This is a genomic window from Salinispora fenicalii (genome assembly GCF_000514815.1).
In the GTDB taxonomy this organism is placed as follows: domain Bacteria; phylum Actinomycetota; class Actinomycetes; order Mycobacteriales; family Micromonosporaceae; genus Micromonospora; species Micromonospora fenicalii.
The window spans coordinates 84,856-98,504 of sequence record NZ_AZWQ01000023.1 but is presented as its reverse complement, the minus strand read 5'-3'; the positions used below and the strand labels follow the sequence as shown (position 1 = coordinate 98,504).

Annotated in this window: 12 protein-coding genes; 5 read left to right on the top strand and 7 right to left on the bottom strand. The window is 68.9% G+C overall.

Annotated elements, in window-relative coordinates; genetic code table 11:
- Nucleotides 1-5: 5 nt before the first annotated feature.
- The 4 genes from B116_RS0113000 to B116_RS0112985 form a co-directional block, all read right to left on the bottom strand.
- On the bottom strand, nucleotides 6-623 hold the full coding sequence (locus tag B116_RS0113000; protein WP_018720643.1) for a GTP-binding protein: 618 nt from the start codon (nucleotides 621-623) through the stop codon (nucleotides 6-8).
- Complete coding sequence (locus B116_RS0112995; RefSeq protein WP_018720644.1) at nucleotides 604-972, bottom strand: DUF742 domain-containing protein; 369 nt, start codon at nucleotides 970-972, stop codon at nucleotides 604-606. The genes B116_RS0113000 and B116_RS0112995 overlap by 20 nt, the downstream gene beginning before the upstream one ends.
- Before the next feature lie 86 nt (nucleotides 973-1,058).
- Complete coding sequence (locus tag B116_RS0112990) at nucleotides 1,059-1,466, bottom strand: roadblock/LC7 domain-containing protein (RefSeq protein WP_012015079.1); 408 nt, start codon at nucleotides 1,464-1,466, stop codon at nucleotides 1,059-1,061.
- Nucleotides 1,466-4,633 carry a sensor histidine kinase gene (locus B116_RS0112985; RefSeq protein WP_027660325.1) on the bottom strand — a complete coding sequence of 1,056 codons (3,168 nt, stop codon included), beginning with the start codon at nucleotides 4,631-4,633 and terminating at the stop codon, nucleotides 1,466-1,468. Before B116_RS0112985 ends, B116_RS0112990 begins: the two co-directional genes overlap by 1 nt.
- Before the next feature lie 434 nt (nucleotides 4,634-5,067).
- Between B116_RS0112985 and B116_RS0112980 the strand changes: the two genes are divergently transcribed.
- Nucleotides 5,068-6,246 carry an ABC transporter substrate-binding protein gene (locus B116_RS0112980; RefSeq protein WP_018720646.1) on the top strand — a complete coding sequence of 393 codons (1,179 nt, stop codon included), beginning with the start codon at nucleotides 5,068-5,070 and terminating at the stop codon, nucleotides 6,244-6,246.
- Nucleotides 6,247-6,303: 57 nt separating this feature from the next.
- Here B116_RS0112980 and B116_RS0112975 read toward each other — a convergent pair whose 3' ends face one another.
- Together B116_RS0112975 and B116_RS0112970 are read right to left on the bottom strand one after the other, a co-directional pair.
- Complete coding sequence (locus B116_RS0112975) at nucleotides 6,304-7,152, bottom strand: ABC transporter permease (protein ID WP_027660324.1); 849 nt, start codon at nucleotides 7,150-7,152, stop codon at nucleotides 6,304-6,306.
- A gap of 85 nt (nucleotides 7,153-7,237) precedes the next feature.
- Nucleotides 7,238-8,257: an ABC transporter substrate-binding protein gene (locus B116_RS0112970; RefSeq protein ID WP_018720648.1), complete on the bottom strand. Its 1,020-nt coding sequence runs from the start codon at nucleotides 8,255-8,257 to the stop codon at nucleotides 7,238-7,240.
- A 261-nt stretch (nucleotides 8,258-8,518) separates the two neighbouring features.
- On the opposite strand from B116_RS0112970, the gene B116_RS0112965 reads away from it, so the two are divergent.
- The 4 genes from B116_RS0112965 (at nucleotide 8,519) to B116_RS0112950 (ending at nucleotide 11,917) form a co-directional block, all read left to right on the top strand.
- The gene (locus tag B116_RS0112965) at nucleotides 8,519-9,295 is read left to right on the top strand and encodes an ABC transporter ATP-binding protein (protein WP_018720649.1); all 777 of its coding nucleotides are present in this window, start codon (nucleotides 8,519-8,521) and stop codon (nucleotides 9,293-9,295) included.
- Entirely contained in the window at nucleotides 9,295-10,245 is a 951-nt protein-coding gene (locus tag B116_RS0112960; RefSeq protein WP_027660323.1) for an LLM class F420-dependent oxidoreductase, read from the top strand. Before B116_RS0112965 ends, B116_RS0112960 begins: the two co-directional genes overlap by 1 nt.
- Entirely contained in the window at nucleotides 10,242-10,544 is a 303-nt protein-coding gene (locus B116_RS0112955) for a cupin domain-containing protein (protein ID WP_018720651.1), read from the top strand. The genes B116_RS0112960 and B116_RS0112955 overlap by 4 nt, the downstream gene beginning before the upstream one ends.
- 77 nt (nucleotides 10,545-10,621) lie before the next feature.
- Nucleotides 10,622-11,917, top strand: a complete 1,296-nt coding sequence (locus B116_RS0112950) for a hypothetical protein (protein WP_027660322.1) — start codon at nucleotides 10,622-10,624, stop codon at nucleotides 11,915-11,917.
- A 132-nt stretch (nucleotides 11,918-12,049) separates the two neighbouring features.
- Here the strand turns inward: B116_RS0112950 and thiC are convergent, their stop codons facing one another.
- The gene (gene thiC / locus B116_RS0112945; RefSeq protein ID WP_033667612.1) at nucleotides 12,050-13,642 is read right to left on the bottom strand and encodes a phosphomethylpyrimidine synthase ThiC; all 1,593 of its coding nucleotides are present in this window, start codon (nucleotides 13,640-13,642) and stop codon (nucleotides 12,050-12,052) included.
- Nucleotides 13,643-13,649 lie beyond the last annotated feature (7 nt).

Genomic DNA, 13,649 nt, shown 5'->3' with positions numbered 1-13,649 from the left:
CCGGCTCACCCGACCGGAGTCGGGAACCCGCGGTTGTGCTCGGCCTGCAGCCGGCTCATGGCGTGCTCGACGACGGTCACCAGCACCTGCTTGACCGAGTCCCGGCTGCGCGCATCGGTCAGCACGAGCGGCACGTCCGCCGGGATGGCGAGCGCCTCGCGTACCTCCGCCAACTCGTAGTTGGGGGCACCGTCGAACCGGTTGAGCGCGACCACGTACGGCAGTTTGCGGTTTTCGAAGTAGTCCAGGGGGGCGAAGGCATCGGTGATCCGGCGGGTGTCCACCAGGACGGCCGCACCGACCGCACCCCGAATGATCTCGTCCCACATGAACCAGAACCGGGTCTGGCCGGGCGTACCGAACAGGTACAGGATCAGATCCTGCGCCATGGTGATCCGGCCGAAGTCCATGGCGACTGTCGTCGTCTCTTTCCCCGGCACCTTGGACGGATCATCGATGCCGACACCGGCTGCGGTCATGATCGCCTCGGTGGTCAGCGGTGTGATCTCCGAGATCGCCCCGACCAGCGTCGTCTTTCCGACGCCGAAGCCCCCCGCAACGACGATCTTCGCGGAGATGATCTCCCGGCTCGCCCTGGCGGGGTCATAGTTCGCGAAGTCCACTTAGCACCCTTCCAAGCAGGTTCATCCGCTCCACGAACCCCATCGTGGGAGCGGCGGCAGTGTGTAGCGTCAGCAAGCCCTCGGCCACCATGTCGGCCACCAGTACCCGGGTTACGCCGAGGGGCATCCGGGTGTACGCGGCGATCTCCGCCAACGACTGCGCCCGGCCCTCACAAATCGTCGCGATGCGGTGCTTGTCGTGCCCCGCGAAACGGGATTCGGCAACCGCCGTGGCGCTCGCGGACAGCACCGCCTCCAAGGTGATGTCCTGCTGCGGCTCGGTCCGGCCCCGAGTGACCGCATATGGGCGCACCAGTTCCCCGCGCGCTTCGGTCCGCCGGCCTTCCATCCGCTGTCACCTCCCCTCTCGCCCGACCGGTACCCCTTCGGCGCCGGCTCTGCTCTCCTCGGGCGGCGCTGTCCGGAGCCCAGAGATCATGAAGACACCGCGTCCCGAGGCAACGGCACCAGTGCGGCACCGACCCGTTCCACCAGCAGGGCCATCTCGTAGCCAACCTGCCCGACGTCGCAGCTGCGGGCAGCGAGCACCGCCATCGACGAGCCGTCACTGATCGACATGAGAAAGAGGTAGCCGCTGTCCATTTCGATGACTGTCTGAAGCACCCCGCCGGCGCTGAACATGCGGGACGCGCCGTCGGTCAGGCTCACCACGCCGGAAGTGATCGCCGCGAGCTGATCTGCGCGGTCCGCGGGGAGGTCCCGGGACGAGGCGAGCAGCAGCCCGTCGGCGGACACCGCGACCACGTGAGCGATACCCGCCACGCTGTCGGCGAAGTTACTGAGCAGCCAACCCATGTCCTGCATGGTCGCTGGCCTGTTCATCAGCTCGTCTCCTTGCTCGAAGTGCTGTTGGGGTCCGAGCCGGCCGCACGGCCGCGCTGCACACCACGGTGATATGCAGACAGCAGGCCGCGGACTTCGTCCGGCGTCCGGCGGGTCCGTTCCCGGGCCCGGGGCTCGATCCCGCCGGGGACGAGTTGCGCCTTCGGCACCCGCTTCGGCAGACCAGAACGGGTGGTACCGCCGTTGGTCGGCTCGGCAGCCTGGCTGGCCCGGCTCCAACCCTCGTCCGCGACGGTTCGCCACGCATTGCCACCGCCGGCCGGGGCCCCGGAGGCACCCGGCGGGGCCGGAGGCACACTCGTCGGCGGCGCGGCGGGCGGCACACTCGTCGGCACCGCGGCCGGCGGCACACTCGTCGGCGGCGCGGCGGGCGGCACACTCGTCGGCACTGCGGCCGGCGGCCCGCTGGGCGGCGGCGCGGCGGGCGGCGGCCCGGCGGAAGCCGGAGTGGCGGAGTAGGACGGCCCCGAGGTGGCAGCCGGCGGGGTCGCCGTCGTTCCGGGCACCCGGGTGGGTAGCTGCGGCTCGACTGGGGAACTCGCCGCGGGATCCGGAGCCGTTCCATCGAAGTCCGGCCGGGTGAAGATGGCGGTCGCATCGTTGCCGTGCGTCCGGAACCAGACCGCCTCCATCTCCCGGAAAATCGGCGCCTCCGCCGGTGTCTCCGTGGGCGTCTCCGCAGGCGGCGCGGAGAAAGGTGTCGCGTCGATCGATGCGGTGGCGGCCAGGTCAGCGCCGAGCCCACCGGGCATGCTGTCGGTGCCGAATGGACTGGCGGACGGGGCGGCTGACGGCGCTGGGGTGGCGGGCACGGTGGGGAAAGCCGCAGTCGCAACCGACGACTCACCGGTGGGGTTCCGTTGGGGCAGTGGGTAGGCCGCGGTGGGCGCATCACCGATCCGGCCCGCAGCGCCGAAGCTGGGCTCGGTCCCGGGCACCCCGCCGGCCTGCTCCGGTGCCACGCTGGTGCCGACTTGCACCGGCGCCACGCTGGTGTCAGCTTGCACCGGTGCCTGCCACGGGGCTGGCTCGGGCTGCCGCTGCTCCGGCAGGGTGGCGGCGCGCACGCCCCCCGCCACCGGGTCACCAAAGCCGAACGAGGTGGACGGGCCCTGCTCCACCGCGAGCGGCTGGCGAGGGCGGGTGAGCTGGGCTGGTCCCCGCCCAACGGGCAGCACAACAGCGGCCGTCGGCAGGGTTACCTGGGCGACAATGCCACCCTCAACGTTGCGGCGGAGCTCGACCCGAATGCCGTGTCGCTCAGCGAGCCGGCTCACCACGGCCAGGCCCATCAGCCGGAATGCCGCGACATCGACGCTCGACGACTCGGACAGCCGCCGATTGAGCGAGTCAAGTTGCTCGTCGGAGAGGCCGAGACCGCGGTCCTCGACCTGGATGAGCACGTAGTCGCGGATCCGTCGCCCGTCAGCGACCACAGTGGTGTTCGGCGGCGAAAAGCGGGTGGCGTTGTCGAGTAGTTCGGCGACGAGCCGGACCACATCGTTAACCACGTGGGCGGCCACCGACACATCCGTATCGACAGTGCCGAACTCGATCCGGTTGTAGAGCTCGACCTCGGACTGCGCGGCACGCAGCACGTCCACCAGGAGGGCGTCCTCCCGCCGGGGCACGGTCGAGTCGGCTCCAGCGAGGACCAGCAGGTTCTCGTCGTTGCGGCGCATTCGGGTGGCCAGGTGGTCCAGTTCGAAGAGTCGGGCCAGACGCTTCGGGTCCTCCTCGCCACGCTCGATCGCGTCCAGCTCTCCGATCATGCGGTCAACCAGCGTCTGACTCCGCCGGGCCAGGTTGAGGAACATCGCTGAGACGCTGGTCCGCAGCGCGGCCTGCTCCGCCGCCACCCGGACCGCCTCCCGGTGCACCACGTTGAACGCGACGGCGACCTGGCCAACCTCGTCCTGGTTGGTGAGCCGGATCGGTTCGCGAATCTCGCGGACGATGTCGTCAACCCCACCCTCGTCCACCGCCTCCATGTTCTGCAGGCGACGTACCGCCTCCGGCAGATCGTGGTTGGCCACGGCCAGGGCGCCCTCCCGCAGCCGGTGCAGCGAACGGTTCAGCGAACGGGCCAGCACCACGGCGAGGGTGATCGCGATGATCAGGGTCAAGAGCACCAGCAGCGACTCGATGATGGCCTGCCGGAGGACGTCCGAACGGTTCTGCTCGGTATCGGCGAGCAGCTTCTCCTGGAGCCGGGTCTCGGTCCACCGCATGAGGTCGTGGACGGCGCCGAGGGCGGCACTGGCCTCCTCCGCGCTCACCGGGGACTGCTGCCCAACCGAGCGGGCGATGTCCACGGCGATGGTGTCCGACAGCGTGACCGCGTCACCCGAGATGGTGTTCTCCACGAGCGAGCGTTGCTGCGGGTCCGCCGCGAGGGCGAAGGCAAGCAGCGCCTCCTGCCGGCTGGTCAACGTCGCGACGAAGGAGGAGTACTGCTCCTCGTCGAAGCCGCCGGCGCTCAACGCGGTGTAGGCGACGGACTCTTCCTCGGCGACTGCGGCCTTGGCCCGGGCAAAGGCCGCGACCGCCCGCCGGCCCTCCGCCAGCCGCTCGTCCCCCGGTAGCTGGGCGAGCCCGTCGCTGTAGGCCACCAGGTCGACCAGGATGACGCCGTAACGCAACGCCGACTCAGCGACCGCCATCTGCTTACGGTCCAGCACCTGCTGCCGAGTCGCGTCCAGCGTCTCGAGGTGCGCGTCAATGGCCGCCACCCGTTCCCTGACGGCGGCGGGCAGCTCGTCGAAGAGCTCGCGTTCCGCCCGGTAGGCCTGCACCCGCTCGTCAGTGCTGCGCACCCGCAGGTTGTAGGCGTCGGCAGCCGCTTCCGCCTCTCCCGCCGACGCGATATAGACGGCGGCCGCCATTCGTTCGGTATGCAAGTCCTGAGTAAGGGCTGAGATGTCGATGGAGAGTTCGGTGAGCGCTTTGGCCCGCGTGGCGTCGTACGCACCCTCACCGACTGTGATCAGACGAACAGCCGCCAGGGCGATGACCGCGGCGACCGGCACAACCAGGATCAGCGCCAGCTTCGAGCGGATTCGCGCATTACGGAGCTGAGGCAGCCAACGCCGCTTCGGCGAGTCAATGTCGCCGCTTGCGGGCAGGGTCGTCGGTCCGGTGCTCACGACATCGCCTCCGTCATTCCATCCACGCCTGAACCGCCGACCCAGGTCTGGTCCAGCAGAAGAGAAACCATGCGCGGCACGGCCGCGATTTCATCAGACGAGACCGGATTTGGGAAGTCAAGCTGGAGCCGAAGGCCCGGATGACGGCCAGCCGATGCCACAGTCCACGAATGCCACCAATTTAACAACGCTCTGAACAGGCAATGTAGACGCACATTGGTACACCAATACGGATTGGTAATCAGGCGCAAACTTTACGTCACCCCAGCATGTGAGATTTTCGTCCCGAAACGCCTCCGCCCGGCCCGCTTGACCACAGGGCCCGACATTGGCAAGGTTTTCCAGGCTGCGCGCACACCTTACGGGAAAAGTGATCGCTATCCCAGCGATAACGGACGATTCGCTGGCTCCCGTGCCGTACCTGGAGGACAACGTTGAGCCCCATCCGCTCCGCAACCGCGGCACTCACCTCGGCCGTCTTGGCCACCACGCTCACCGCCTGCCAGTTCGGCGCGGAGGAGCAAGACACTAGCCCGATCATCATCGCCGCCGACCTCGAACTGTCTGGACCCGGCGCGCCGCTGGGCAAGACCTACCAGCGGGCTCTCGAACTCAAAGCCGAACAGCTCAACTCATCCGGCGCCCTGAACGGACGGCAGATCGAGCTCCGGATAAAGGACAACCGCTCCGACGCGAGCGAGTCCCTCCGCAACGTCAACGACTTCAGCGCTGACTCCCAGGTCAGCGCGATCGTCATGGGCGGTTGCAACGAATGCGCGATGGGCGCGGTGGAGGCCGTCAACGGACAGCAGGTGCCGATGGTGGCGCTGGCCTCCGCCGAGGCCATCGCCAGCCCGGCAACGGAGCGCCGGTACGTGTTCAGGTTGGCCCCGAGCGCACCGGACAGCGCCGAAGCCCTCGCTGTCGAACTTCGCCGCAACGAGATCGACACGGTGGGGGTGCTGCGCAGCGACGACGCCTACGGCAAAGAGGGGCTGACCGTCCTTGAGGCCGCGCTGGACAAGGCCGACATCGAGGTGCTGGACGTGAAAACCGTCCGCGCCACCGACACCGACGTCTCCAGCCAAATCACCGCGCTAGCTCAGGGCGCGCCCGAGGCACTGGTGCTCTGGGCCCGCGCCGAGCAGGCTGGTCTCGCCGCTGTCGCCGCACGAGAAGCCAACTTCGAGGGCGCGCTCTACTTTGACGCCTCGGCCGCTGGCGAGCTCTTCCTCGGCACGACGGCCCGGGCCGCGGAGAACGCCACCATGGTCTTCACTCAGACCTTGGTGATCGACGACGTAATCGCCACCACCCCGGCAAAGGCCGCGCGGCGCCAGTGGTTCCAGGACTACACCGCCCGCTTCGGCGGCTACCACGGCTCGTCCTCGTTCGCCGCAGACGCCCTTCAACTCCTCACCGATGCCGCCATACGCTCCGCCACCGGCACCGGCACGACCGACCGGGAAGGCATCCGGAACGTGCTGGAGACCTCTCAGTTGGACGGTCTCTCGGGTCCGATCCGGCTGACTCCGGACAATCACTCCGGTCTCATGCCGCAGGCACTGACCACTCTGGTCGCACGCAACGGCCGTTGGCACCTGGCCGGATGACACCTCCGCCCGGCCCGGTGGTACCGGGCCGGGCGGATCCCGGTCAGACCCGCTGCCTCACCGAGCCGATGTGGTCGCCCGAACCCAGGGCAGGGCGAGGCGTTCGACGAGGTACAGCGCGGAGTAGAGCCCGATGCTCATCGCGGCGATCAACACGATCGCCGCCCACGCCGTCGTGGTTTCCCCAATCCCGTTGTACTGCAGGATCTGATAGCCCAGGCCCGGCTGGTCCGAGTAGAACTCCCCGATCACCGCCCCGATGGCAGCCAGCGGCATTGCCACCTTGAGGCCGACGAAGATCTGCGGCAGGGCGGCCGGGAAACGCACCTTCCGGAACGACTGCCACCAAGAAGCATGTAGCGACCGCGCCAGTTCGGCCAGGTCCGCCGGCGTGGTCGTCAGACCCGTCGCGGTGGAGAGCACGATCGGGAAGAAGCAGAGCAGGAACACCATGGTCAGGATCGGCTTCGCACCCCAGCCGAACGACACCACGAGGAGCGGGCCAAGCGCGATCTTCGGCACGGCGTTGACCGCGACGAGCAGCGGCGCGAACATCCGCTCAAGGGGTCCAAACGCGGCTAGCGCAACCCCGATCAGCACCCCGGCAGCCGCCGAGAGCAGGAAGCCCACCACCGTCATCATGGTGGTGATACCGAGCGCGGGCAGGAGCACACCGCTTCTCTCGACCATCGAGGCCCCAACGGCCTGCGGGGGCGGCAAGGCGGCCGGGTGCACGAGGCCGAACCCCGTGGTGACCAACCACCAACAGGTCAGTGCGATCGCCAGTCCGAGTAACGGAAGCCCGGCGTTCCCCACCGGGATCGCACGCCGTCGGCGGGCGGCCGGCGCGGGCGGGTTGATCGCCACCGCCGACGGCCCCTCGGGCCGGGTCCGGGTCTCGGTCACAGCCTCCTCCTTCCTGCCGGCTGCGGGCCGGCACACGGCGGGGGTGCGGCCCGGAACCCGGTCCGCACCCCCGAACGGTGGTTGATCAGGACTTCGGTGTGAGGCTGAAGTCGATGACCTGGTCGGGCTCGAGCTCCTGCTTGAGCTGTCCCGCACCCCGCAGGATGGCGATGCTCTTCGCCACTCGGGCGCTGTCCAGCGTGCCCAGCACGGAACCACTGTTGTTGGACCGGACGTAGCCGGCCATCAGCTCCAGCTCCGCCTTGGCGGACTCGACGTTCGTCGAGTCCACATTCTTCTGCAGCAGCTCAGCTGCCTCCTGCGGGTTGTCCAACGCGTAGTCCAGACCCTTCAACAAGGCCTCGCTGAACCGCTTGACCATTTCCGGCTTTTCTTCGGCGATCGCCGTGGAGGTGATCAGCACGTTGCCGTAGAGGTCCTGCATGTACTCGCTGTACGGCAGCATGACCGCCTTCTTCTTGGCGATCGCCTCGATCGTCGGCTGACCCACGACGAACTGCCCGATGCCGTCGACCGTGCCGGCGGCGAGGGTGCCCATCAGGTCCTGCGGCTGACCGTTGACCCAGGTCACCTTGCTCGCGTCAACGCCGGCCAACTCCGCGTATGTGGGGAAGAGGTTACGGACCACCGAGGTCGGGGAGTCCGCGATCTTCTTGCCCTCAAGGTCCTTCGGGGTAGCGATGTTCGTACCCTCGACAGTGGCGATGCCGGCCATGGTGCGCTGCTGGATCGCGGCGACCACAACGAAGTCCTTGGCCTCACCGTTGCCGAACTGGAGCAGGCTACCGGTGAGGTCTACCGGCCCGAAGTCCGCCTGTCCTCCGGAGACCGTCTGAATAGTGCTGCCGGTGCCCTTCCCCGGCTTGATCTCGACATCAAAACCCGCGTCACGGAAGAAGCCCTTCTCCTTCGCCACCCAGGCGTAGGAGTCCCGGCCGAAGTTCCCGAAGGAGGTGAGGTAGGTTACCTTCTCCATCGCGCCGTCACCCCCCTCGGTGGAGTCCGAGTCGCTGCTACACGCCCCAACCATCGCCAGCGCAGCCGCCATCGTGGCCGCGGCGACCGTACGGGTCAGCCTTCTCATCAGTACACCTTGTCCTTTCCGACCGGGGCCGAGTGCCACCGGAGGGGTAGTCGGGTGGCGTCGACCCGAAGGGTGAAGTCGGCGCCACCATCGTGAGGGGACTCTTCGGGGGCACAGCGTACGAGAAAACCGCCGCCACACCGCCAGGTATGCCGGGTTGCGGAACGGACACAACTAATCCCACCCCGGCCAGCATCATGACCGCACCCGAGCGGTACCCTGTCCCTTGATCACTGACTGTCGACTCAGGGGGGCCCGCGGATGATCCGGCTATCCGGGGTAGCTCGAAGCTTCGATGGCCGTTCCGGCCGAGTCGAGGCCCTGCGTGGCATCGACCTTGACATCGCCGACGGCGAATTTGTGGCCATCCTTGGCCGCTCCGGATGCGGCAAATCCACTCTACTTCGGCTCATCGCCGGGCTACTCCCAGTTACCGCCGGGGAGGTCACTGTCGCTGATGCGCCGGTCACCCATCCCCGACCGGATGTCGCGATGCTGTTTCAGCGACCGGCCCTGCTGCCCTGGCGCACGGTGCTTGACAACGTTCTTCTTCCGGTGGAGATCTTCGGCTGGAAGCGGGCCCAACACCGCGACCGGGCCCGGCAGCTACTGGAGCTGACCGGCCTCGCCGGTTTCGAGAAGCGGCTGCCGCACGAGCTCTCCGGCGGCATGCAACAACGGGTCTCGCTCTGCCGCTCGCTGATCGGCGAGCCCCGGGTGATGCTGATGGACGAGCCCTTCTCCGCGCTCGATGCGCTCACCCGCGAGGAGCTCTCCGGTGAGCTACAACGGGTGCACATGGAGACATCGGCGACGGTCGTCTTCGTCACCCATTCCATCGAGGAAGCGGTCCTGCTGGCCGACCGCGTCGTCGTGCTCAGCCCTCGCCCCGGCCGCATCCGCGCCATCGTTGACGTCTCCATCCCTCGTCCGCGCACGCTCGGGCGCAACGCACATCTGGCCGATGTCGCCCGGGTCAGCGCCGACCTGCACGAGCTGCTCGCGGAGAAGGAACCCACATCGGCGGAGGTGCCCTGATGCGTGTCTCGGTATTCACCGAGCCACACCGCGGAGCCAGTTACGACGACCAGCTTCAGTTCGCCCGCCACGCGGAGACCTGCGGCTACGACGGCTTCCTCCGCGCCGACCACTACCGGGCGATGGGCGACGACCCGGCGATGCCCGGCCCCACGGATGCCTGGCTGACGCTGGCCGCGCTGGCCCGCGAGACCAGCCGGATCCGACTCGGCACGCTGGTCACGTCGGCCACCTTCCGGCTGCCCGGCCCACTGGCGATCATGGTGGCGCAGGTCGACCAGATGAGCGGTGGCCGGGTCGAGCTGGGTATCGGCGCCGGCTGGTACGAGCGGGAGCACACCGCGTACGGAATCCCCTTCCCCAGCGTCAGCGAACGGTTCGACCGGCTGGCCGAACAGCTGGAGATCGTCACCGGGCTGTGGGGTACCCCTCCGGGGACGGGGTTCAGCTACCCCGGAGAGCACTACCAACTCGTTGACGCGCCAGCGTTGCCGAAGCCGGTCCAGCGCCCCGGTCCACCAGTGATCGTGGGCGGTCGCGGCGCGAAGCGCACCCCCGACCTGGCTGCCCGCTTTGCCGACGAGTTCAACATGCCGTTCACCTCCGTCGCGCGGACAGCGGCCGCGTACAAGCGGGTCCGCCAGGCGTGCGATGCCGTCGGCCGGGCCGAGTCCGGGCGGCAGCCGCTGACACTCTCGGCCGGGATTGTGGTGGCCGTCGGCCGCACCGACGCCGAGGCACACCACCGCGCCGCGCCGCTGCACCGGCCCAGCGCCCTGCCCCCGGAGGATCCGGTCGTGGGCTCACCCGCGCAGCTCGTCGACCGCATCGGCGAGTTCGCCGCGATCGGAGCGACCCGGGTCCACCTGCGTTTCATCGACCTCGCCGATCTCGACCACTTGGAGCTCATCGCCGCCGAGGTGCTCCCCCAACTGGATGGACCACAATGACCACAACCGACCTTGAGCTGGGCCCGGTGGGCCAGGAAATCGTCTTCGAGAACGACCGGGTACGGGTCTGGCACATCCGGCTGGCACCCGGTGAGCGGCAGCCACTGCATCGGCACGACCACCCGTATCTGGTGGTGGCGATCCAGGGCGCCAAGAACGTCGTGCAGACCATCGACGGCGACCGGATCGACGCCGACGAGCCAACCGGGGGCGTCGTCTATCGGGATCCGGGGGCGGTACACATGCTCATCAACACGGGCGACACGACCTACCTGGCCCGGCTCGTCGAGCTCAAGTAGCCGACCGCCGGCCGGGCTACCGCACCCGCCCGGCGTGCCAGTGGCGCGCGCCCGCACTGGGACCGTAACGTGCCGGCATGGCGTTTCGGACCTTGGGCAAACTACTGCTCACAGCGCTCGGGGTAAGCCTGTTGGCCGGAGCTGGCCAGCTCGGCGTCGCATTCGGCTTCGGCATCGTGCGCTTCTCCGGCGCCTTCACCGGTGAGGGCGTCAACCAGTGGCCGGCACAGCTCGCCTGGGTTGGCTGGTTGGCGGCGAACGCCGCGGTCGCCGGCGCCGTCGGTGCCGAACGGCTGGCACGCCGAGCAACTCCGCTGATCAGTAGCGACCGGCAGGCCGCCGTGGCGGCTGGCGCCGCGCTCGGCGCCATGGTCGTCGCACCGCTGGGCATGCAGTCCGCCCGCGCCGCCGACGTGAGCGCCGTAGCTCCGGTTTGGGCCGTCGCCGTTGGGGCACTCCTCGGCGCGGTGGCCGGCGGGGGCGCGGCGCTGGCCATCCTGATGCGACCCCCACTGCTCTGGAACATGGCGGTTGTCGCCGGCCTAGTCTGGTTCCTCGCCCTGGCTTCGGTCGCCCCATCGCTGAACGACACCGGCCCGCTGCGGGCGGTACGCCTCGGGGTGTGGGAACCCTCCTGGCTCGATCCCGCCGTGGCGGACCGGCTCTGCCTGCTGGGCCTTCCGGTGGCGGCGCTGCTGGCCGGAGCCTGCACCGGTGGCCTTGCCCGTCGGCGTGGGCAGGCCACACCCGTCGGCGCGCTGACCGGGCTCGCCGGACCGGCGCTGCTGGCCGGCGCGTACCTGGCCGCTGGCCCTGGCGCGGATACGGACGAGTACCAGGCCACGCCGTACTATGGCGCCCTGCTCGCGGTGGTCACCGGCGGGCTCGGCTCGGCCGCCGCCGCGATGCTGCGCTGGCCACTGATCGAACGCCCAGTCGAACGAGCCACCGCGATGCTGCGCTGGCCGCTGAACAAGCGCCCAGTCGAACGGGCCACCACGACTCCCGCAGCCGCAACCGAGACGGCTATGGACGCCAAGGTCGACCCAGCCGCGCTGACCACCGGCAACCCGGTACCGGCAGCCCGGCCCCGTCCAGTAGCTGCCGAGGACGAGGCCGACCCGGGCACCGCAGCCGACGACTCGGTGCCCGACGCAGCGCCTCCCGCGCCACGCCGCCGAAGCCTGTTCCGACGCAGTCGCTCCCGGCCTGACCCGACGGGGGAACCGACAGCGGAAGTTCGGCTACCCGCGCAGGATGAGGAGTTCGTGGACTGGGTCGCCGGTCTGGGTAAGCCGATGCCCAACAACGAGCCCAACCCGGAGAGCGCTCGCCGCTCGTTGCGCTCCATCGGCCGACACCACGCCGACTGACCCGGGCCGCCCTGGCCTGCCCGCTCAGGCCGACAACCGATGCCATGTGCGGCGATGACGTGCTCGAACACGACCCGGGTGCACCCGTGGCGCCCCGACCAACAGCCGGCGGCACCACGGGTGGGTGGAAGATCAGGCCAGCGGAAGGTAGACCCGACCGCCGGAGGCGACGAACTCCTCCGACTTGTCCTTCATGCCGCGCGCCGCGTACTCCTTCAGCTCCTGGGTGATTTTCATGGAGCAGAACTTCGGGCCACACATCGAACAGAAGTGGGCCGTCTTCGCTGGCTCGGCGGGCAGGGTGGCGTCGTGGTAGGCGCGTGCGGTCTCCGGGTCCAACGCGAGGTTGAACTGGTCCTCCCAGCGGAACTCGAACCGCGCCTTGGAGAGCGCGTCGTCCCACGCCTGGGCCCCTGGGTGCCCCTTGGCCAGATCCGCCGCGTGCGCAGCGATCTTGTAGGCGATCACGCCGGCTTTCACGTCGTCCCGGTCCGGCAGCCCGAGGTGCTCCTTCGGGGTGACGTAGCAGAGCATCGCCGTACCGAACATTCCGATCATCGCCGCGCCGATGGCGGAGGTGATGTGGTCGTACGCGGGGGCGATGTCCGTGCTCAGGGGGCCAAGCGTGTAGAACGGCGCCTCGTGACACCACTCCTGCTGAAGGTCCACGTTTTCCTTGATCTTGTGCATCGGCACGTGCCCCGGGCCCTCGATCATCACCTGGACATCGTGTTCCCAGGCGATCTTCGTCAGCTCACCGAGGGTCTTCAGCTCGGCGAACTGCGCCTCGTCGTTGGCGTCCGCGATCGAGCCGGGGCGCAGCCCGTCGCCGAGGGAGAACGTCACGTCGTAGCGGGCCAGGATCTCGCAGAGCTCCCGGTAGTTCGTGTAGAGGAAGTTCTCCTCGTGGTGGGCCAGGCACCACGCGGCCATGATCGAACCACCGCGAGAGACGATCCCGGTCACCCGCTCCACGGCGAGCGGCACGTACGACAGCAGCACCCCGGCGTGCACCGTCATGTAGTCGACGCCCTGCTCGGCCTGCTCGATGACCGTCTCCCGGAACACCTCCCAGCTCAACTTCGCCGGGTCGCCGCCCACCTTCTCCAACGCCTGGTAGATCGGCACGGTGCCGATCGGCACCGGGGAGTTCCGGACAACCGCCTCCCGGGTCTCGTGAATCCGCTTACCGGTCGACAGATCCATCACGGCGTCCGCACCCCACCGGGTCGCCCAGGTCAGCTTCTCCACCTCCTCAGCGACCGAGGAGGTGACCGCCGAGGTACCGATGTTCGCATTGATCTTCACCAGGAATGCCTTGCCGATGATCGCCGGCTCGCACTCCGGGTGGTTGACATTCAACGGCAGCACTGCCCGGCCAGCCGCGATCTCCTCCCGCACCAACTCCGGGGCCACCCCCTCACGGATCGCCGCGAACTCCATCTCCGGCGTCACCACACCCGCCCGGGCGTACGCGAGCTGGGTCGGCCGCTGGCCGTCCACCCCCGCCAGCGGCGTACCGGCACCGCGCACCGGGGCGACGTCCCCACGGGACGCGATCCACTTACCGCGCATCGGTGGCAGCCCCACCTCCGGGTCGGAACCCGGCCCCGAGGTGTCGTAGAGCCGCACCGGCGGGTTGTCTCCGGAGAGGTCAACCTCGGCAAACGGCACCTGAATGTCCGGCCGCGACCCCTCGACGTACACCTTGCGACGTTTCTGCATGACAGCC

Bases quoted from the DNA above. Each gene is read 5' to 3' on its own strand.
- B116_RS0112995 (WP_018720644.1), bottom strand. From the start codon at position 972: ATGGAAGGCCGGCGGACCGAAGCGCGCGGGGAACTGGTGCGCCCATAT.
- B116_RS0112990 (WP_012015079.1), bottom strand. From the start codon at position 1,466: ATGAACAGGCCAGCGACCATGCAGGACATGGGTTGGCTGCTCAGTAAC.
- B116_RS0112970 (WP_018720648.1), bottom strand. From the start codon at position 8,257: ATGAGAAGGCTGACCCGTACGGTCGCCGCGGCCACGATGGCGGCTGCG.
- B116_RS0112965 (WP_018720649.1), top strand. From the start codon at position 8,519: ATGATCCGGCTATCCGGGGTAGCTCGAAGCTTCGATGGCCGTTCCGGC.
- B116_RS0112960 (WP_027660323.1), top strand. From the start codon at position 9,295: ATGCGTGTCTCGGTATTCACCGAGCCACACCGCGGAGCCAGTTACGAC.
- B116_RS0112955 (WP_018720651.1), top strand. From the start codon at position 10,242: ATGACCACAACCGACCTTGAGCTGGGCCCGGTGGGCCAGGAAATCGTC.
- B116_RS0112950 (WP_027660322.1), top strand. From the start codon at position 10,622: ATGGCGTTTCGGACCTTGGGCAAACTACTGCTCACAGCGCTCGGGGTA.
- thiC (WP_033667612.1), bottom strand. From the start codon at position 13,642: ATGCAGAAACGTCGCAAGGTGTACGTCGAGGGGTCGCGGCCGGACATT.